Raw genomic sequence first — 20,035 nt, 5'->3', positions numbered from 1 at the left:
TCATAAAAGATTTAAGTGAGAATTATATGAGAAAAGGAAAATTGGTATTAGCAGGTGTTTTTATCACTTTATCACTATTCATTATTGCGTTCGCCCTTGAACTACCCGCTTCAAGAAAAGGTGTTCCTGGTCCTGGAACTTGGCCAATATTAATATCTTTAATTATGCTGTTCTCTGCAATCACCGTCGCTATTAAATCTTTTAATGATAAGGATAAAAAACCACTAGGTATCGCTGGGAAAGAGCAAGTTAGAGTTTATCTATCAATGATCTCTTTAGTTATATATTTGATAGCGATGACTTTTATTGGGTTCGCAGTATCAACCTTCGTAATGTTATATGGCTTTATTACATGGTTTAGTAGTTATAAATGGTATTTCAGAGTTATTTCTTCCTTTGCTATCACCGCAGTTATTTATTGTGTTTTCCACTATGTTTTAAAAGTGCCATTTAGATTTGGTGTGCTTTTTTAGGAGTTGATATGTTAGCTGAAGCATTAAATTTGGTATTACAACCCTCTGTTTTATTATATATCGTATTAGGTGTCGCAGGAGGAATGTGCATTGGATGCCTTCCCGGCCTGACGACCACAATGGGGGTTGCTTTAGTTTTACCCTTAACCTTCGGAATGGATGCAACACATAGTATTTTATTATTAATTGGCGTGTATGTTGGTGCTGTATACGGTGGTTCTATATCAGCAATTTTACTTAATACTCCAGGAACGCCTGCCTCTGCTGCAACAGCACTTGATGGTTATAAAATGGCATCCAGGGGAGAGGCTGGGCGTGCCCTAGGTATTTCGACTACCAGTTCGTTTTTAGGTGGCACTATAAGCTGTATTTTCCTGATTCTAATTTCACCATTACTAGCTAAATTTGCACTAAGGTTTAGTGCGCCTGAATTCTTTATGCTTGCAGTGTTTGGATTGTGTGTTATCTCGAGCATATCAGGGAAATCAATGCTATTAGGTTTGATAAGTGGCGCGTTTGGGATACTTATTGCGACGATAGGAATTGATGATATTACAGGCACGTTACGTTTCACCTTTAATAATATGAATCTTTTTAGCGGCATAAATTTTATTCCAGTCATGATTGGTCTTTTTGCAATGAGCCAAGCCTTTGTTGGCGTCGAAGATATCTTTAAGAAGACCGCGCCGACTAGAAAAGTCACAAAAGTGTTCCCTGAGCGTTCAGATTGGGGAGTGATTATTAAAAATAGTTTTGCTTTTGGTTCATTAGGCACCTTTATTGGTAGTATTCCTGGTGTGGGGGCTGATATCGCTTCGTTTATCGCCTATGGCCAAGCAAAAAGTATGTCTAAACATCCTGAAAAATTTGGTACAGGGTTGCCTGAAGCGATTTCAGCACCTGAAGCTGCCAATAATGGTGTGACAGGTGGGGCGCTTATACCAATGTTAACGCTAGGTGTTCCCGGCGATGCGGTTGCTGCTATTATGATAGGTGCGCTGACAGTGCAAGGTTTACAGCCTGGTCCTTTATTATTTCAAAACGATGGCCCAATTGTATATGCGATTTTTATAGGTTTATTGATTGCTAATGTTTGTATGTTGGTATTAGGTTTAAACAGCGTTCGGTTATTTACCAAGGTTTTATCGGTTCCAAAGTCAATATTGGTTCCTACCATTTTTCTTTTATGTTTTGTCGGTTCATATGCTTTAGCTAACAATATATTCGATGTGATTGTTATGTTATTTTTTGGCATTCTTGGGTACTTCTTCCAAAAAATAGAAATGTCCTCATCACCTATTATATTAGGACTGATTCTTGGACCTATGGCTGAAAGTAATTTTAGAAGGGCACTATTAATGGGGCGAGGGGATTATGGTACTTTCCTTTCTACTGGTATTTGTTGGGTATTCTTTATATTAATAATCGTATCTTTGTTTTTACCTATGCTACAAAAGAAATTATTAAAAAGCAGATAATAGAAATTGTTAAAAAACAGGCAATAAAATGCCATTCATCATTTATTACAAGAGCAAAGGTGTATTACAAACGCAAAGGTGTTTACTCCATGACTTGCTCTATGAGGTGTTAATTCGATAATCTTTATTTGTAAAATAAGAAGGTTATCGTAGTTAGCTGCCCGTAAGGTCATTGCAGGTATACCTCGTTTGAGTGTGGTGTTGGCGATAGCATATGCATCTTGATGATTAATAGGTAAGTATCGCTAGCCCATATATTGTGGCTGGCTAGTTAGTAAAAAAGACCGTAGTGTCCTGTTATAAGTCCGTTTGTTAACGGTCGAGGCACTACTGGTTTAAATTAGCCGTTTCAGTTTCGGTTCAGTGGTAGTAGCTGTAGTAGTCGTTTTTAGCCATTTTACTTATCAGGTCTTACCTCCTTAACCCCTTCTTAATTTTTAGTCATCTAGTTAACTTCAGTTCTGTATAAGCAAAGCGATACAACACTCTTATTTCCGCTTATTTCTTCGTTAAATTACCTCTCAATAACCAGTTATTGCTTGTTGAATTCAAGTAATAACTCGCCTTGAACTACGCAAAACTAACAGAACGGTATAGCCCCAAAATATAATCTTATGATTTCAATATAATTCCACTTCCATTAAGCAGAATTGAGGTTAGTTAATTATCATTGGTAGAGGTGAAAATACTACTACATTGCATTATTTTGATGGCCGCATAAAAAAAGGAACTGGTATTAACAGCTCCTTTTTTAAGTAGTAACGCTAGGGATAGTGCCTAGTTAGCTAATTATTTAATGTTTATTTATCAAATGTTTAGTTATTTAGCATCTTGTGATCTATTTTTTAAAAGTACGTTTACGGACTTTTTCTAAACGTTTAAGAATGCTATCAAGTCGCTCTGGTTTTACCATAAACTCTTGGAAACCTTTCATTGCTTCTTTAGCCATACCTGGATCGGTATCTCGGTCAAAGAACTGAGCCGTTCCATCGGCATTATTAAGCATGGTAACCCCTTTATTTAGGAAAGGATTATCAACTGCTTTTGCTTTTTTATTCGGTGGGATCTGTAATAGCGCTTTGTTAACTAAGGTTTGGTTTTCAGGTCTTGCCATAAATGCGAGGAAAGCACGTGCATCTTCTTTGTTTGCTGCTTTTGACGGAATATGTAAGGTATCCATTGGCGCATCTTCAGCCATGCCAACTTCTGGGTTGATCACTGGGAATTGCATGAAGGCCATTTTACCTTCTAACTCTGCTGGGAAGTTAGGGGTAATGAAGTTACCGATCAAATACATTGCCGCTTCACCACGGTATAAGAAAGGTTGTGCCTCTTGCCAAGAGTAAGTGGCATGGTTTTCTAGGAAATAGCCAGGTTCAACCATCTGTTTCCATGTGTTGAAAGTATTTTTCACACGTTCGTCAGTGTATGGTATTTTTCCATCCATTAGATCCATATGAAAATCTAAGCCATTGACACGTAAATTAATGTAATCAAACCAACCGGCCGTAGTCCAAAGATATTTACTACCAATCGCGACGGGTGCAATATTATTTTTTTTCAGTGTTTCACTAGCTGCAAGGAATTGATCCCATGTTTTGGGTTCAGCAATACCATATTTATCAAAGATATCTTTACGGTAATAAATACCCCATTGATAATAGGTATAAGGCACACCCCATTGTTTCCCATCTATGGTCATCGCAGGTTTAGAGCTGGCAAAATCTTGGTGCATATCGTTAGCATTCCAAATATCGGATACGTCTTCAAATAAGCCTTTGTCCACAAATGCCTTCATGCGGTTACCTGCATACCAAAATACAACATCTGGTGGTGACGTAACTAACCAATTACGAATAGTGGTTTTATAACCCTCATGGTCATAAAGATTGTAAGTTACTTTAATATCTGGATTTTCTTTTTCAAAGGCAGTGATTATTTCACCAAATGCCGCTTTTGGTGCTGGATCTGAAGCATCTGAATTGATGACTAAGTTACCAGCATAAGACATGGATGATAGCGTCACGGAAAGCGCACTAGCAGCCAATATTGTATTGAACTTTTTCATATTTTTTCCTTGTAAGTAATGGCAGCATCTTGTCGCCAATGGTTATCTAAATTTGATCTATATGATCGCTATTACCCTTTGGTTGCACCGAGTGTTAACCCTGCAATAAAGTGACGCTGCATGGCAAAAAAGAGTGCTACAGGTGGCAATGCGGCCACGACTGCACCCGCTGAAATTAGATTCCAAGACGCTAGCCATTGGCCCTGCAATGAACTTAGGCCAGCCGTCACAGGACGCACGGTATCACTTTGTACCAATACCAATGCCCAGAAGTAATCATTCCAAATAAAAGTAAAAATAAGTACAGAAAGTGCTGCAAGTGCAGGGCGTACTAAGGGTAAAACAATATACCAAAAGATTTTAAATTCACTAACGCCATCAACCCGTGCAGACTCTAATAACTCATTAGGTAAACCTACGATAAAGTTGCGCATAAAGAGCGTACAAAAGCCGGTTTGAAAAGCTACATGAAACATGATTAATCCCATGTGAGTATCATACAAACCTAAAGAGATAGTGAGGTCTCGTACTGGGATCATTAAAATTTGAAAAGGAACAAAGTTACCGCCAATGAAAATAGCCAACATCCAAATATTTGCTTTAAATTTATACTTGGCTAAAGCAAAACCCGCTAAGGTTGATAAAGCGACCGCACCGAGTACGGCAGGTAGGGTGATGATCATGGAGTTAAGTAAATATTGTCCCATCTCTGTTAATTGAAAAACCATATTATAGTTTTCAATGAAGTTAAAGCTGGTGGGCCAACCCCAATAATTACCTTGGTTAATATCTTGAATGGATCGTATCGAAGTCATCATTACCGCTGCTAAAGGCATTAACCATAATAAAATAGTTATCGGTAGTGAAATTCGATAAAGGATGTTGGTTAACGGTGAAGCATGTTTTATCGGTGTCGGATACATTATCTTTCACTCCTCAACATATTAACTAAGAAATAGGCAATATAAACAGCCATAATCAAAAACAACACAACGGCAACGGCAGCGCCATAACCCATACGGTAATTGAATATAGATTCTTCATACATCATGTAGGCGAGTACTGTGGAACTTCCCCATGGTCCGCCGGCTGTCATGGTTGCCACTAAGTCAAAGGAACGTAGTGCACCTATCACGGTCACGACGACAGCGATAAATGTTGCAGGTGATAGTTGCGGTAAAATAATATAACGCAGCATTTTTAAACCTTTTGCGCGGTCCAAGCGTGCCGCTTCTATTTGATCGGGACTGAGGCTATTTAATCCTGTGAGGTACAAAATCATGCAGTACGCTATTTGTGGCCATAAACCCGCAACGATAATGCCGTAGGTGACATATTCTTCGCTAGACAGTAAGGCAATGGTCTGAAAACCAAAAACATCTAAAATGGTATTCAGCAACCCTAAATTAGGATCATAAAACCAAGAAAAAACTAATCCTATAACTACTTGGGAAATTACAAATGGAAAGAAAAAGAGGGCTTTAACTAAACGTATACCGGCCACGTCTTGATTTAAAAACAGTGCGATTGCTAACCCGATCGGCGGGGCTAACATAAACAATATCATCCAAAGAATATTATTTTTTAATGCCGTCCAGAAGCTTTCTGAGTCAAACAACTGAATATAATTATCGAAACCAATCCAAGTTTTATCGCCAAGACCATCCCAACTATAAAAACTAAGCATAAAGCTATCAGCGATGGGATAGAGCACATAGAGACTGAATAATATTAAGGCTGGTGCCATAAATATCCAAGGTACCCACTGTTTGGATATTCTGCGTGTTGGTGTTGGTAAGCGCTTTGGTCGTTGAATTCCATTTGTTTTGGCTGTTGATTGCTGCAACATATCTGCTCCATCATATTGTTATCAGATAATCATCAATTGCGTTTATGTTTACGCAATACATTTCAAGCCTTTATTTCTACTTATTTCAAATAAGCCTAGCTAATCACCCTAATAAGGTAAACATTTTCACTCACGATTTCAGTTTAAAAATTAAAAATTGGGAGGTTGGTCTCTCTCCTTTTTTATGTGGAAATAATTCAAAAATAACAGTGAGATCCCAATCAAACTTATTATAAATTGTATTTTTATAGATCACATTTAATGTACTCTGGACTATCTGCACGAGGAAAGTTGCGATAACGTAAATTCATTTGATTGAGCGTTTTCGCAAACATTATTTTCGCTTCGCACTCGGTTTTCATCACACGTTCTTAAGAGGGTAATTAGTCATGGCTGCAATTTCATTACATCAGGTTGTTAAGCGCTTTGGAGAAACCGAAATTATCCATGGTGTTGATTTAGAAATAAAAGAAGGTGAGTTTACTGTCTTTGTCGGTCCCTCTGGTTGTGGTAAATCTACCCTATTGCGTCTCATTGCTGGGCTTGATGATATTACTAGTGGCACACTTTCTATTGGAGACATCGATGTCACCAACGTAGAACCTGCTGATCGCGGAGTCGCCATGGTATTTCAATCCTATGCACTTTATCCGCATATGACGGTTGAGGAGAATATGGGGTTTGCTTTAAAAATGGCAAACGTTGAGATAAGTGAGATTAAAAAGCAAGTTAAGAAAGCCAGTGATATTTTACAATTAGAGCCATTATTAAATCGTAAACCAAAAGAACTATCGGGTGGCCAACGTCAACGTGTTGCAATAGGAAGAGCCATCGTTCGTGACCCTGAAGTGTTTCTATTTGACGAACCATTATCTAATCTAGATGCTGAGTTACGTGTTGAGATGCGCTTGCAAATAGCTAACTTACATTCGCAACTGGGTAATACCATGGTTTATGTTACCCATGATCAAGTTGAAGCCATGACCCTAGCAGATCGAATTGTCATATTACGAGATGGTAGAGTGGAGCAAACTGGCAGTCCAATGGAACTGTATTACCGTCCTGGTAATGAGTTTGTTGCCGGATTCATAGGCTCTCCTAAAATGAACTTTATTAGTGCAACATTACTTGATGTTAGCGGCTCTCAAGTTAGCGTCGGCTTACCTGATGGGCAGTCGGTATTGATTAATACGCATTCAAGCAATTGCCAAAAAGGCGACCAAGTTAAGTTGGGTATCAGACCGGAACATATGCAACTAGCTGCTACAGAAGCAAACGCACTGACGCTATCATTTCTGGCTAACAACGTAGAGCGCTTAGGTAATAGTACTTATCTATTTGGGCATTATCAGAGCAATGATAATTTTATTGTGCACATTCCTTCGGATCAACAAGTGAATAGAGGCGATAAAATGTCTTTATACGCAGAGCAGTCTGACCTGCATTTATTTGACCAAGAAGGGCTGTCACTGCGTGATTATGAATCCAAGTGATGTTTAGGCTGTTATTTTAGTACTTTACTTAAAACTTACTTTTACCGTTTACCAAAAATGCCTCGATATAAGTTACTTATATCGAGGCATTTTTATTTACGTTAACGGGGGGGGGGTATTAAGTCACTGTTAACACCCCTTTGTCATAACACTTTTTTAAGCACATGCAGTTATGTTTAATTGGCTAATTTGGTCTGTAATTGCCTGTCCGAGCTCACGAGTGCTGGCTGTTCCTCCCATGTCTCTTGTTAAACACTGTTGTTTTTTAATTACTTTTTCAATAGCATCGATCATGAGGTCATGTATATCTGTTTCCCCTAGGTGTTTCATCATCATTGCTCCAGCCCAAATAGTCCCGATAGGGTTTGCAATACCTTGGCCAGCTATATCTGGTGCAGACCCATGGACTGGTTCAAACATTGATGGAAATCGTTTGTCCGGGTTTATATTGGCAGAAGGGGCAATCGCGATGGTGCCAGTACAAGCGGGTCCTAAATCAGATAAAATATCACCGAATAAGTTAGAGCCGACGATGACGTCATAAAACTCGGGCATACGTACAAGGTTAGCAGTGAAAATATCTATATGAAATTGATCTACATTGACACTAGGGTACTGTTCTCCCATATTTTTCACTCGACTATCCCAGTAAGGCATTGAATGAAATAAACCGTTTGACTTAGTGGCTGAGCTTAAGTGTTTTTTAGGGCGGCTTTGTGCTAGTTCAAAGGCATATTTTAAAACTCGGTCTGTTCCTTTTCGTGTAAATACACTTTGCTGTAATACAAACTCATCTTCAGTACCTTCATATTGTATGCCTCCAATCGCCGAGTATTCACCTTCCACATTTTCGCGAACCACATAAAAGTCTATGTCTCCTGCTTTTTTATTTGCTAGCGGTGAAGGAATTCCATCAAATAATCGCACAGGTCGTAAGTTTATATATTGTTCAAATTCTTTTCTTATTGGTAATAAAAGGCCCCATAAGGAAATATGATCTGGTACACCAGGGTAACCAACTGCACCTAAATAAATAGAATCGAAAGCTTTTAATTGTTCAATACCATTTTCAGGCATCATACGTCCTGTTCGATGATAGGTTTCACATGACCAATCAAAATAAGTAAACTTCAGGTTAACGCCATGTAATTTTGCTGCTGCCTGTAGAGCAATAATTCCCTCTGGAATCACTTCTTTACCGATTCCGTCGCCAGCTATTACTGCTATATTGTATTCTTTCATAATTAATCCTTTACTATATAATGATTTTATTCGTTCGAAAGATAATAGAATGAAACGACTTAACTAAGGAGTGCCAAGGTGTAAAGTATGAGATTACAAAATGTAAACAAATTACCCTCTTTAGAAGATTTAAAAGTGTTTAGTGTTGCGGCTCATTGCGAAAGCTTTAGTATTGCGGCAGACCAACTAGGCGTATCACCTGCATATATCTCAAAGCGCATTAAATTATTAGAGGATAATGTTGGGGTTACTTTATTCTTTCGTGCACCTAGATCTGTACACTTAACTGAGCAGGGGAAAATTGTACTCAACACATCTGAACAGCTATTAATCCAACTGGATAAAATGCAAGCTCAACTACGAGAGCTAGCCATTGAAACTAAAGGCTTAATCCGTGTTGGTTGTAGCTCAGGATTTGGGGCCACTTTTTTAAGTCATTTTATTGCAGCTTTAAAACAAAAATACCAACAGCTAAATATTGATTTATATTTAAATGACAAACCTTCTGATCTTATAGAAGACAATCTACACCTAGATATTCGGATCGGTGGCTCATTTCCCCCACAATATATCGCCAAAAAAATAGCTAATAACCACCGAATCCTATGTGCGAGCCCTAGTTATGTAGAGCAACATGGCAAACCAATACATCCATCAGATCTTGAGTCAAAGCATGTTTGCATTGGTATTAGAGAGCGCGATACCTTATTTGGGAGTTGGAAATTAGGTTGTCATGGTGAGTCTGTGGTTATCATGCCGAACACTGAATTAATTGTGAATAATGGCCATGTAGCCAAGTTATGGTGTCAAGAAGGGCAGGGTATTATATTGCGTTCAATTTGGGATGTTGAAGCAGAATTGAAGTCAGGACAGCTTATTCAGCTATTACCTCAATGGAAACAAGAGGCAAACGTTTATGCTGTTTACCACCAAAAAACCAGTCATAACGCCAATCTACGGACATTTTTAATTGAATTTGAACAGTTTTTAGCGACTCAAATTCAGTCTGATTTAAATATACCAGCTACCTGAGGTTATAACTTTCATGAGCACTGAACAGTTCAATCAACGTTTTGTTAAGTTACTTAAAGATAAAAAAATAACGCAAATAAAAGTTGCTAAAATGCTAGATATTTCTCGTACTGCAGTCAACAAATGGACTAAAGACGGCAAAATCGATGATAATAATCTAGAACAGTTAGCTGACTTTTTAAAAGTAGATCAAATATGGCTTAAATATGGAACGCCTAGTGAGGAAATGCACCCCATTTCTACCAAGAAAATTAATGAGTTAAATATACTGCATAGTACTGGTGAAATTGTAACTTGGGAGTGGGATTTGTTTAATGATACTGCCACTTATTCTGACAATGTTGAAAAAGTTTATGGTGTTAACGTTACCTCTAATAGCGATTTTTGGAGTTTGATGGATGAAAATACAAAGCAACGCTTAAATAGTAACTATGAAGATATTATTAAGCATGGCGGGGCACATGAAATTGATTTTAAAATATCTAAAGATGGACTTTCTCGTTGGATAACCTCTCGTGCTACAGGTGTTAGGGGCCGTAACGGGAAAATAACAAAATTGATTGGTATCAGCCTTGATAATACAGTGCGTAAGGAAGCTGAAATTAATTTGCAAAAAACACAACACTATTTTAATACGCTATTGAAGTACATCCCTAAAATTGTTGTATTTACCGATAAAGAAGGAGAAATTCTGGCCACAAACTATCATGACAAAAAGCCAGAGATCTCCTATCTAAAACTGCAAACAAAAATCTATCACTTTATTGCAGCTGAACAAAAACTAGTGGAGCAACTTCAAGTGGCATCAAATATGCGATACGAATTTGATCATTCAACTATTATTGCAAGTTATCATGAGCAGAATAAACAACCTTATTTGATGTTAGTTTTTGAACAATTATAAATCGAGAACTAGTCGAGCAGAGCGAGCACGAGACACGCATACCATCATAGTAGATTGCTCTTGTTGCTCTTCTTCTGATAGATAAAGATCATGATGCTCTGCTTCACCTTCTAAGATAGTTGTTTCGCAGGTTCCACAAACACCATTTCGGCATAGACACTCAATATTAATACGTGCATCTGCTTCTAATGCTTGGAGGATAGACATATCTTCTTCTACTCGAAGCGTAATGTTAGATCGCTTACAATGCACATCAAAAGCATGGCCAGTTTGAATACTTTCAGTAAACTTTTCAAAGTGAATATATTCATCGTCAAATGACTTTTTGCCTCTCTCAATGACTTCATCAATCAGAGAATCTGGACCACATACATAGCAATGGCTATCTGCAGGAATAGTAGACATTAGCTCAGCTATATTAATCCTTTGTTGTTGTGCGCCATTATACAAGAATAGCTTATCGCCTAACTGCTCTTTTAACTCTGATATAAAGCCTGCGGTATTTGGCTGACGAAAACAATAATGTAATTCAAAGTCAAACGCTCCTTTTTGTAGCGTATGTAGATATGAAAGAAATGGAGTAATACCAATACCACCCGCAATTAGAATATGTTTCTTTGTACTATTTTCTACTAAGGGAAAATAGTTTTCAGGCTCAGAAATATCTAAAGTATCACCCACTTTTACATTGTTATGCATATAATGTGAGCCACCCTTTGAGGTTTCATTAAGGTGGACTGCAATCGCATAAAAGCGTGTGTTTGTAGGTGCGCTTAATAAAGAATATGAGCGTTGTAATTCCCCATTTTGCATCGATACTGTCACGTGACTGCCAGGTGAGAACTCTGGTAAAGAGCCATCAATTAACTCAAATTGAAAGTATTTAACTGTTTCACTGATCAACTTGCATTCAGTAACCGTTACTACTAATTTTGCTTTCTCTTCCATATAAACCTCTGTTATTACGCTATATCTAAGCAGAGGTATTTAACCTCTAAGTAATCTTCGATACCATATTTAGAGCCTTCTTTGCCCAAGCCTGATTGTTTTGTACCGCCAAATGGAGATACTTCATTTGAAATTAATCCAGTATTAATACCTATCATGCCGTACTCTAAATTTTCTGACATGCGGTAAACTCGTTTAATATTATTGGTATAGAAATAAGAAGCCAAACCGTAAATCGTATCATTAGCCCGTTCAAGTGCTTCTTCTTCAGTACTAAACCTGATGATTGAAGCAATAGGTCCAAAAATTTCTTCATGTACAATATTCATACTATGGTCAACATCTAATAGTACTTGTGGACTCATATAGTTAGCATGGTCAGGTGTTGAAATAGATAAAGGAGCGAGTTTGGCCCCTTTGTCTAGCGCATCTTGAAGTAAGCTTTGCATATTTTTAATTGCTTGAGACGTGATCATCGGGCCAATATCAATGCCTTCATCAAGTCCATTGCCTACTTTAAGATTACTAACTTTATCCATGAATTTACTGACAAATTGATCATAGATAGCATCATGGATATATAGACGGTTTACACAAACACAAGTTTGTCCTCCGTTTCTAAACTTTGCGATCATTGCTCCTTCTACCGCTTTATCAATATCTGCATCATCGAACACAATAAAAGGAGCATTGCCGCCTAATTCCATTGAAGATTTTTTAATCGTTGTTGCACATTGCTTTAATAGTTGTCGCCCAACAGGGGTGGATCCTGTGAATGAAAACTTTTTAACCAGAGAATGCGATGTAAGTATTTCACCAATTTGTCTCGACTCGCCCGTTACTACATTAAATATACCTGCAGGGATCCCAGCCTGATCTGCTAACTCTGCTAAGGCTAGAGCAGTATAAGGCGTTTCAGAAGCTGGTTTTATAATAATACTGCACCCTGCAGCCATTGCTGGTGCCGCTTTTCGAGTGATCATCGCAGCAGGGAAGTTCCATGGAGTAACTGCACCACACACACCAATAGGTTGTTTAATTGTTGTGAGGCGGTTTGTTCCTATGGTTTGGGGAATAGTTTCACCGTAAGTACGTTTACCTTCTTCTGCAAACCATTCAATAAATGAAGCTGCATATTTAATTTCACCACGTGATTCATGCAACGGTTTACCTTGTTCCATGGTCATAATGTATGCTAAATCATCAATATTACTTTCAATTAAATTAAACCAATTTCGTAAAATAATTGAGCGAGATTTTGCAGTTTCTTGTTTCCATTTTTGCATTGCCTGCTGAGATTGTTCAATTGTGTCTATTATTTGTTGATCTGATAACTTTGGAATCGTGCCTATTAATTCACCATTTGCTGGGTTTGTTACATTAATAACATTGCTCGAAGAGATCCACTTACCACCGGCATAGCAAGACTGTTTAAAAAGTGTTGGTTGTTGAAGTATGTTCATTGCAAAGTCCTTTATTAATCTAAATGTTGTTGAACAAGAATTTGATGGAAATGTGCGACACCATGTTCGCTAATACCACTTCTTTGTTTATCTGTCATAATACGGCCTCGACCACGATAGCCTCTTGAGCTTAATCCCTTTTGAACACTCTCAACTAAGCGTAAATCCTCTGGGCGAAATACATCTTTGTACCACTCCACTAAACGTTTTTGATCTTCTGTAAGTTCCTCATTTAGAAAATAAATATCATAATATTGTAATGTTTTCCCTGCGCTCATTGGAAACTCATAAATAACGGTCATGTAATCGCCACCAGGGGGCATATTAAACATGGTGCAAGGCCAAATCCAAAAGCCACTAAAGCGAGGATCTACGATGGACTCATCAAATTTGTATGAGGATTCAGAAGGTTTTGCTTTACCTACTTGTAGTGTCCAATTCTGGTGCAAGGTATGCTCATAATCTCCAACATCTACAGACTCAGCAAAACTCACGTGATTAGTTGGACAGTGATAACATTCAATATAGTTATCAACGATAGTTTTCCAGTTCGCAGGCGTTTCGCTTACAAAACGAGCCGCTAATTTGAGGTCTTTTACTACAGTACATGCTTCAAATACTTTATCTTCTAAACCTACTAATTGATCTTCTATCGGCTTAGGCGTTTCACTTAAATTAATAAAAATAAAACCTGCAAACTCTTGAACATGGAAAGAGACTAAACTAGATAAATCTTTATCAAAATTTTCAACATTATCACAGTTATTTGCATGTACTAACTCACCATCAAGCTTAAATGCCCATGAGTGATAAGGGCACGTAATCACATTTTTTGCTTTACCAGAATCCCCTGATAATAACTGATGTCCTCTATGTGGGCAGACATTATAAAAGCCACGCAAGATATTATCTCTACCACGAACAACAATAAGGTTCTCGCCAATAATCTCGCGAGTAATATATGAATTTTTTTCTTTTACTTCACTGCTATGTGCTACACAAACCCACGAATTAGCGAATATTTTCTCTTTTTCAGACTCAAAGATACTTTCATCGGTGTAGTACTGTGCAGGGATGGTCCATGCATTTTCGATATCGGTATATTCTTCTTTATTCAATTTAGTTAATGGACGCATCATTGTTTCCTTATTGGTTTTGTTAACTTCAGGTTTACGTGAAGGCTATATCTTAAATTAAATCCGATCAATAACATATTAATGTAAACTTGCAGGAAACAATTGTCGATCACAATTTAAACAATTTTAACTCATATTTAACACTTTTATAACATGTTGATCTTGTTTTTTAATTGTTTTAAAACATAGTGTTATGTGTGTTTCTTTAAGTTTGTTATGTTTTTTATCTCCTTTTTTTGTATTGACAGGATTAGATTTTAAACACTTAATGTTAAGTATTAGTTAACAAAAACTCTACTGATGAAAGGATAGTAATGTGATGATAAAAAATGGATCCAGCAATATTGACTACACGCTCTTTATACCCGCAATGATAATAATTATATCGAGTTGCTCATACCTCGCTATTGAACCAGAGGCCGGCTCTCAAATAGTCGATACTCTTTTTAATTGGACAACGAGTAAATTTGGTTGGCTTTATTTGAGTATTGGTCTTGTTTGTTTTTTTGTGATGTTCATTCTAGCTTTTAGTCGTATAGGACGGATTAAATTGGGTAGAGAGGAAGATCACCCTGAGTTTAGTAAAGCTTCTTGGATTGCCATGCTTTTTTGTGCTGGAATCGGTATTTCATTATGTAATTGGGCGTTTATTGAGCCTATTTATATTATGTCTTCACCACCTTTTGGGATCGAAAAAGGTAGTGCAAAGGCGATTGAGTGGGGAGCTATGTACCCATTATTACACTGGGGAATAGTACCTTGGTCTATTTATTTGTTGCCCGCCATTCCTATGGCCTACAATTTTTATGTTCGACGCATTCCTATCATGAAATTTAGTGAGGTGTGCCGACCAATTTTAGGTAATTTAGTTGATGGAATTCTTGGTAAAACAATTGATCTAATTGTTATTTTATCAATTGTGGGTGCCGTAGGAACGTCGTTGGGATTGTCTGTTCCACTTGCTTCAACATTGATCAATAGCGCTTTTGGTATTGAAGAATCCTTTGGGTTGCAAATGGCCATTTTAGGCGTGTGGATTATTTTGATCGGCTGGTCTGTTTATAAAGGGCTGGGTAAAGGTATTCAGATTTTGTCTAACGTTAATGTTGGTTTAGCATTTCTATTACTTGCTATTGTTTTCATTGCTGGTCCAACTATCTTTCTTTTAAACCTTAATGCCAATAGTTTTGGGTTATTTTTAGATAACTTTTTCCGTGTTAACACATGGACCTCTCCTGTTGTACATGACAGTTTCCCAAGAAGTTGGACAATTTTCTACTGGGCTTGGTGGATTGCTTATGCGCCTATGATGGGTATCTTTGTAGCTCGCATTTCAAAAGGGCGCACTATAAAAGAGTTTATATTAAATGGTGTTTTATGGGGCTCTGCTGGTACATGTGTATTCTTCGCCGTTTGGGGTGGATACTCTTTACACTTAGATTTTAATGGCATATTGGATGTTGAGGGGATTTTAAATAATGAAGGTATTCCCGCAGCTGTGACGCAAATTGTTAATACATTGCCCTTAGCTGGAGCAGTAGTATTACCTCTATTTATATTATTGTGCTTTATCTTCTTAGCGACCACTGTTGATTCATCTGCTTATACGTTAGCGTTAGTGACGTCTAAAAAGCTCCATGTTACAGAAGAACCAAGTCGTATTAACCGCCTATTTTGGACTGCTTGTCTTGCCTTTGTAGGGGTGGGATTATTATCAGTAGGGGGATTAAAAACAGCACAAACCTCTACTATTATTGTCGCTTTACCTATGGTTCCCGTTATTATTATGATGATTTTAGCTTTCTTTAAAATGGTTAAAGAAGACTTTCCTGATGAGTTACAAGCTAAATCCGTTATCTTTAAAGGTGAGGCTGAAAAAGACTGCGTTATAGTAAAAGTGTAAAGTACTATTGCATTATGACGGCTTTCTAAGGAAAGCCGTTTATTTAAATAGGCGGAGCGACAACCTAACCTATCAGCTATTGATGTTAAAAATACCCTCTTCGATTTAAATGATTAAAAATCAAAATGACGTTGCAGTGTTATTTTCCTCTTCTTGAATTCAAGTAAGAAAAGCAACTTACACTAAAAATCTGTAATAGCCCTCAAACAATAACTACGTAGCTAAACCGCGACTCCATCATCATTATACTGCCATTAAATAACCACTACAGCTCGACTACAAGCATGTCATTAAACCTAGGTCACATTCGTGTTCCTTTTTGCTCATTTAACGTGTTCGAACACGTGTTTTCTTGTTTGTGATGTTTAATCTTTGTTAATCAAGTGTAATCTTGTTGTTGCTAGTTGCTCTGTTTACCTAGATCAATATTGGTCAGGTGTTTAGGTATTTATTGTGCGGTTTTAATGACTCTTTATTTGTTATTTAGCGCTACCCTCTCCGAATAAAAGTCTTAATTATCAATCTAATTCCTCGTTAAAACTGCATCAATATTCCTATCCTAGATTCGTATAATAAGCGCAATTGCTTATATCGACTGCTGTTATTAACTGACTTAGTTATTTGGTTGGTTAATCGTTATTGAAAGCAAAAAACATTAAGTGTTCGGAAAATGAAAGATAAGTGGTGAGAAATGCTAAGGGTTATAAATACAGTTTATAAATTAATGAGAGGTGAAATTTAATGAAAGCAAAAGCAAGATATTTTGGTATCGGGTTTAGGCTTGTTTGTGCTTTCAGTGTGTTGGCTTTTTCAGCCATTTTAGTATCAAGTGTTTCCTATTCTACTTTTAATGAAACCTTGAGTAAGCTGACTGAAATCCAACAGGAAGATATGGTTTCTTTAGAAGAAGCGGCACGCCTTAATGACCTTGCTCGTGTCATTATTTCTACTTCTTTTATTATTCTTTCTGCGGAGTCAGATCAAGAACGTGACCAAGCAATGCAAGAAATAGATAGTTCACTTTCTACTATGAGTGAGTTGATGGTTAACTTCCCCGATTACAATCAATACTTTAAAAACCTAATCAATCAAATTAATTATAACTTAAGTCTGCTATACAGTAATGAAGTCAAAATGCAGGTGCTAAATACACGATTTAAAGATTTATTAAGTGGATTATTTCCATTTTTGATTGCAACGGATCAATGGTTATCGCAGTTAAGTGAAACAAAAAAGCGCGCTATTAATCACAACGAATTAAGAAGGTTATTACATTACCAATTTGGCTTAGCTGAAAAACTGTATAACGACCTGACATTTAACGAATTGGACGACACTATTTTACGTTTAGAAAGAGTGAGTAGTAATTGGTGGGAGTTATGGCAATCAGGGCAATTAGAAGTCACTGAGCAAGCACTTAATAAACGTCTTTTATTTATTAATAACATGATGTCTCGGCAGGGTAAATTATTTGAATTAAAGAACCAACAGATCGATTTACATTATCAACAGAAATTCCTGTGGGGTAACAGCCGTTTACAGTTACATCAACTGGCGGTGCAAGTAGAAAGTTACGCTAAGCGTGTTAATCAGCAAGTCGACTCAGAAATAGATTCGACGGAAAAAAGACTATTACAGAATATGAAATTAGCACTGTTGGTTTCATTTTTCAGTTTAGGCGCCGCGGTCTTTTTCTCTTGGTTTTATGTTCGAAATAATATTCTACAACGTATTCGTAACTTACAATCGAGCATGCGCTTAATTTCATCTGGAAAATTAGATACTGAAATACAAATCAAAGGGCGTGATGAAATAACTGAAATGGCCAAAGATGTGCTGCTATTTCAAGCCAATTCACAGAAGCTCGAACAGACCAATAAACAACTCATATTACTACAAAATGAATTAGTGCAATCAGGGAAATTAGCTGCATTAGGTGAACTTAGTGTCGGTATCACCCATGAGATAAATCAACCTTTGACGGCGGTTAATAGCCACTTACACAGCGCGTCGATTTGGTTGGAAAGGCAGCAACTGGATAAGGTAAAAAATAGCCTATGTAAAATAGAAAAGTTAATTGCTAAAACCTCGGTTATTACTCAACACCTTAAGTCATTTGCTCGTAAATCCGATGGAAAACTTGAAAAAGTGAGTGTTAATGAGGTGATTAATGAGGCGTTAGAGCTGTTATCAAGCCGTATCGACCATGGCAAATGTAGGATCAGCTATACCGTACTCGATGATTACTTTGTATGGGCTAATGCTATTCGTTTGGAACAGGTGATGGTTAATATTATCGCCAATGCTTTGGATGCGGTGGAAGGTGTAAAAGACCCACATATTACTATTTATCTTACTGAAAGTGAGCAGTTACTTTGCATTAAAGTCAAAGATAATGGGGCTGGCATTATCAGTGAAGATTTACCGTATATATTTGATCCTTTTTTCAGTAAAAAAATGGTCGGTAAGGGGTTGGGCTTAGGTTTATCAATTACGTTTAATATTATTAAAGATTTCAATGGCAACTTGTCTGTGCAATCAGAACTAGGGAAAGGGGCAACCTTCACCATTGAATTGAAGAAACTCAACGGGGAGTGTATTAACCATGCAAAATACTAAAGTAGTGGTGCTGATAGATGATGAAATCGATGTAATTGAAGCATTAACTGAAATGCTTGAACTAGAAGGGTTTGACGTTTTGCCATTTACTGACCCTAAATTAGCGCTGCGCTCTATAAAATCTGACAGTCATTGTGTGGTGTTGTGCGATGTGAAAATGCCGCATATTGACGGCTTGACCTTGTTAGATGCTATCAATAAACGTGCCTCTAATTTGCCGGTGTTATTGATGAGTGGACACGGTGATATTCCGATGGCAACGCAAGCCATAAAAAATGGTGCTTACGACTTTTTAGAAAAACCGCTAGTGCCTTCTGATTTAATTATTAAATTGAATGATGCATTTGCTAAACGCCAGTTTGAAAGCATTGATGATGCGGTTGAAAACAACTCTTCGCTCACTATTGAAGAATTTGTGATTGGTGAATCACGCAGTATTGAGCAGATTCGACAACAAATATTAGTGCTGGCAAAAACAGGGGTAGATACCATTATCAATGGTGATACGGGCACTGGGAAAGAGGTTGTCGCCAATGCTTTACATCAGTTTAGTGCACGAAAAGAGCAACCTTTTGTGGCCATTAATTGTGGCGGAATGACGGAAAGTATTATTGAAAGCGAGTTGTTTGGACATGAATTAGGGTCATTTACCAATGCCAGCAAGCAACGAATAGGGAAAATTGAACTAGCGAATAATGGAACACTTTTTTTAGATGAAATTGAAAGCATGCCTATTTCAGTGCAGATAAAGCTATTGCGAGTGATACAGGAAAGGGTCGTTGAACGTGTTGGTGGTAATCAATTGATCCCTGTAAACATAGTGGTGGTAGCGGCGAGTAAAGCAAATTTAGAGGAACTCAGTGACCAAGGGCTATTCAGAAAAGATCTGTTTTATCGTTTAAATGTGGCCAGTATTAATATTCCTAAATTAAAAGAACGGGTCGAGGATGTGCACCCGCTATTTTGTCATTTTGTGAAAAAATCCTGTCAAAAATTTCAAACTCAACCGCCTATTTTATTGTGTGAGCAATTACGTGCTCTGAATATGCATGATTGGCCAGGTAATACTCGAGAGCTGAGAAATGTCGCAGACAGGTTTGTTTTAGGTATTGATGGGCAAGGCTTTAACCTACAGAAAACAACCTCAGAAACAGAGCCTGAAGGATTTGATTTTGACCTACAAATGGAAGGCTATGAAAAAGCATTGTTATTAGAAGCACTAGCAAAATCAGAAGGTAATATTAATGCTTCTTCAGAGCAATTAAACCTGCCTAGAAAAACCCTATACCGTAAGTTAAAAAAATATAACATCAACAAATTTGACTTTAGAGTGAGCGCAACAAAAGAGACATAAGTGACCCATTCTTCCTTTGAAAGCATTAATTTAGTTGACTTTATTGACTCAAAAAATAGAGTCTTTTATTTGT

15 protein-coding genes are annotated in these 20,035 nt (G+C 37.4%); 8 read left to right on the top strand and 7 right to left on the bottom strand.

Going from position 1 to position 20,035, the window contains the following annotated elements; genetic code table 11:
• Positions 1-26: 26 nt before the first annotated feature.
• Both MT391_RS07205 and MT391_RS07200 read left to right on the top strand, forming a co-directional pair.
• Positions 27-473: a tripartite tricarboxylate transporter TctB family protein gene (locus tag MT391_RS07205; protein ID WP_166368550.1), complete on the top strand. Its 447-nt coding sequence runs from the start codon at positions 27-29 to the stop codon at positions 471-473.
• An 8-nt stretch (positions 474-481) separates the two neighbouring features.
• A complete protein-coding gene (locus MT391_RS07200) occupies positions 482-1,951 on the top strand; it encodes a tripartite tricarboxylate transporter permease (RefSeq protein WP_166368548.1) in 1,470 nt (489 codons plus the stop codon).
• An 838-nt stretch (positions 1,952-2,789) separates the two neighbouring features.
• Here MT391_RS07200 and MT391_RS07195 read toward each other — a convergent pair.
• From MT391_RS07195 to MT391_RS07185, 3 genes are all read right to left on the bottom strand, one after another.
• A complete protein-coding gene (locus MT391_RS07195; protein WP_499497332.1) occupies positions 2,790-4,019 on the bottom strand; it encodes an ABC transporter substrate-binding protein in 1,230 nt (409 codons plus the stop codon).
• 71 nt (positions 4,020-4,090) lie between these two features.
• Complete coding sequence (locus MT391_RS07190; RefSeq protein ID WP_499497331.1) at positions 4,091-4,942, bottom strand: carbohydrate ABC transporter permease; 852 nt, start codon at positions 4,940-4,942, stop codon at positions 4,091-4,093.
• The gene (locus tag MT391_RS07185) at positions 4,942-5,868 is read right to left on the bottom strand and encodes a carbohydrate ABC transporter permease (RefSeq protein WP_166368542.1); all 927 of its coding nucleotides are present in this window, start codon (positions 5,866-5,868) and stop codon (positions 4,942-4,944) included. The genes MT391_RS07190 and MT391_RS07185 overlap by 1 nt, the downstream gene beginning before the upstream one ends.
• A 389-nt stretch (positions 5,869-6,257) precedes the next feature.
• On the opposite strand from MT391_RS07185, the gene MT391_RS07180 reads away from it, so the two are divergent.
• Positions 6,258-7,361, top strand: coding sequence for an ABC transporter ATP-binding protein (locus MT391_RS07180; protein WP_166368540.1), 1,104 nt, complete (start codon positions 6,258-6,260; stop codon positions 7,359-7,361).
• Between the two features lie 156 nt (positions 7,362-7,517).
• On the opposite strand, the gene MT391_RS07175 is transcribed toward MT391_RS07180, so the two are convergent.
• Positions 7,518-8,603 carry a tartrate dehydrogenase gene (locus MT391_RS07175; RefSeq protein WP_499497330.1) on the bottom strand — a complete coding sequence of 362 codons (1,086 nt, stop codon included), beginning with the start codon at positions 8,601-8,603 and terminating at the stop codon, positions 7,518-7,520.
• Positions 8,604-8,690: 87 nt separating this feature from the next.
• On the opposite strand from MT391_RS07175, the gene MT391_RS07170 reads away from it, so the two are divergent.
• Together MT391_RS07170 and MT391_RS07165 are read left to right on the top strand one after the other, a co-directional pair.
• Positions 8,691-9,635, top strand: a complete 945-nt coding sequence (locus tag MT391_RS07170) for a LysR substrate-binding domain-containing protein (RefSeq protein ID WP_166368536.1) — start codon at positions 8,691-8,693, stop codon at positions 9,633-9,635.
• Between the two features lie 13 nt (positions 9,636-9,648).
• Positions 9,649-10,539, top strand: coding sequence for a helix-turn-helix domain-containing protein (locus tag MT391_RS07165; protein ID WP_166368534.1), 891 nt, complete (start codon positions 9,649-9,651; stop codon positions 10,537-10,539).
• On the opposite strand, the gene MT391_RS07160 is transcribed toward MT391_RS07165, so the two are convergent.
• The 3 genes from MT391_RS07160 to MT391_RS07150 are packed head-to-tail and all read right to left on the bottom strand — an operon-like array spanning position 10,534 to position 14,089.
• Positions 10,534-11,487: a PDR/VanB family oxidoreductase gene (locus MT391_RS07160; protein ID WP_166368532.1), complete on the bottom strand. Its 954-nt coding sequence runs from the start codon at positions 11,485-11,487 to the stop codon at positions 10,534-10,536. The two genes, MT391_RS07165 and MT391_RS07160, sit on opposite strands and share 6 nt — an antisense overlap.
• Positions 11,488-11,501: 14 nt before the next feature.
• On the bottom strand, positions 11,502-12,950 hold the full coding sequence (locus tag MT391_RS07155; protein ID WP_499497329.1) for an NAD-dependent succinate-semialdehyde dehydrogenase: 1,449 nt from the start codon (positions 12,948-12,950) through the stop codon (positions 11,502-11,504).
• 14 nt (positions 12,951-12,964) lie between these two features.
• A complete protein-coding gene (locus MT391_RS07150) occupies positions 12,965-14,089 on the bottom strand; it encodes an aromatic ring-hydroxylating oxygenase subunit alpha (protein WP_499497328.1) in 1,125 nt (374 codons plus the stop codon).
• A gap of 316 nt (positions 14,090-14,405) precedes the next feature.
• Between MT391_RS07150 and MT391_RS07145 the strand changes: the two genes are divergently transcribed.
• From MT391_RS07145 to MT391_RS07135, 3 genes are all read left to right on the top strand, one after another.
• A complete protein-coding gene (locus tag MT391_RS07145; RefSeq protein ID WP_499497423.1) occupies positions 14,406-15,989 on the top strand; it encodes a BCCT family transporter in 1,584 nt (527 codons plus the stop codon).
• A 741-nt stretch (positions 15,990-16,730) separates the two neighbouring features.
• The gene (locus MT391_RS07140; RefSeq protein WP_499497327.1) at positions 16,731-18,608 is read left to right on the top strand and encodes an ATP-binding protein; all 1,878 of its coding nucleotides are present in this window, start codon (positions 16,731-16,733) and stop codon (positions 18,606-18,608) included.
• Entirely contained in the window at positions 18,595-19,962 is a 1,368-nt protein-coding gene (locus tag MT391_RS07135) for a sigma-54-dependent transcriptional regulator (protein WP_499497326.1), read from the top strand. The genes MT391_RS07140 and MT391_RS07135 overlap by 14 nt, the downstream gene beginning before the upstream one ends.
• Positions 19,963-20,035: the final 73 nt, after the last annotated feature.

Source organism: Vibrio sp. 1-Bac 57, assembly GCF_037546855.1.
Lineage (GTDB): Bacteria > Pseudomonadota > Gammaproteobacteria > Enterobacterales > Psychromonadaceae > Psychromonas.
This window is presented reverse-complemented; position numbering and strand designations above follow the sequence as displayed.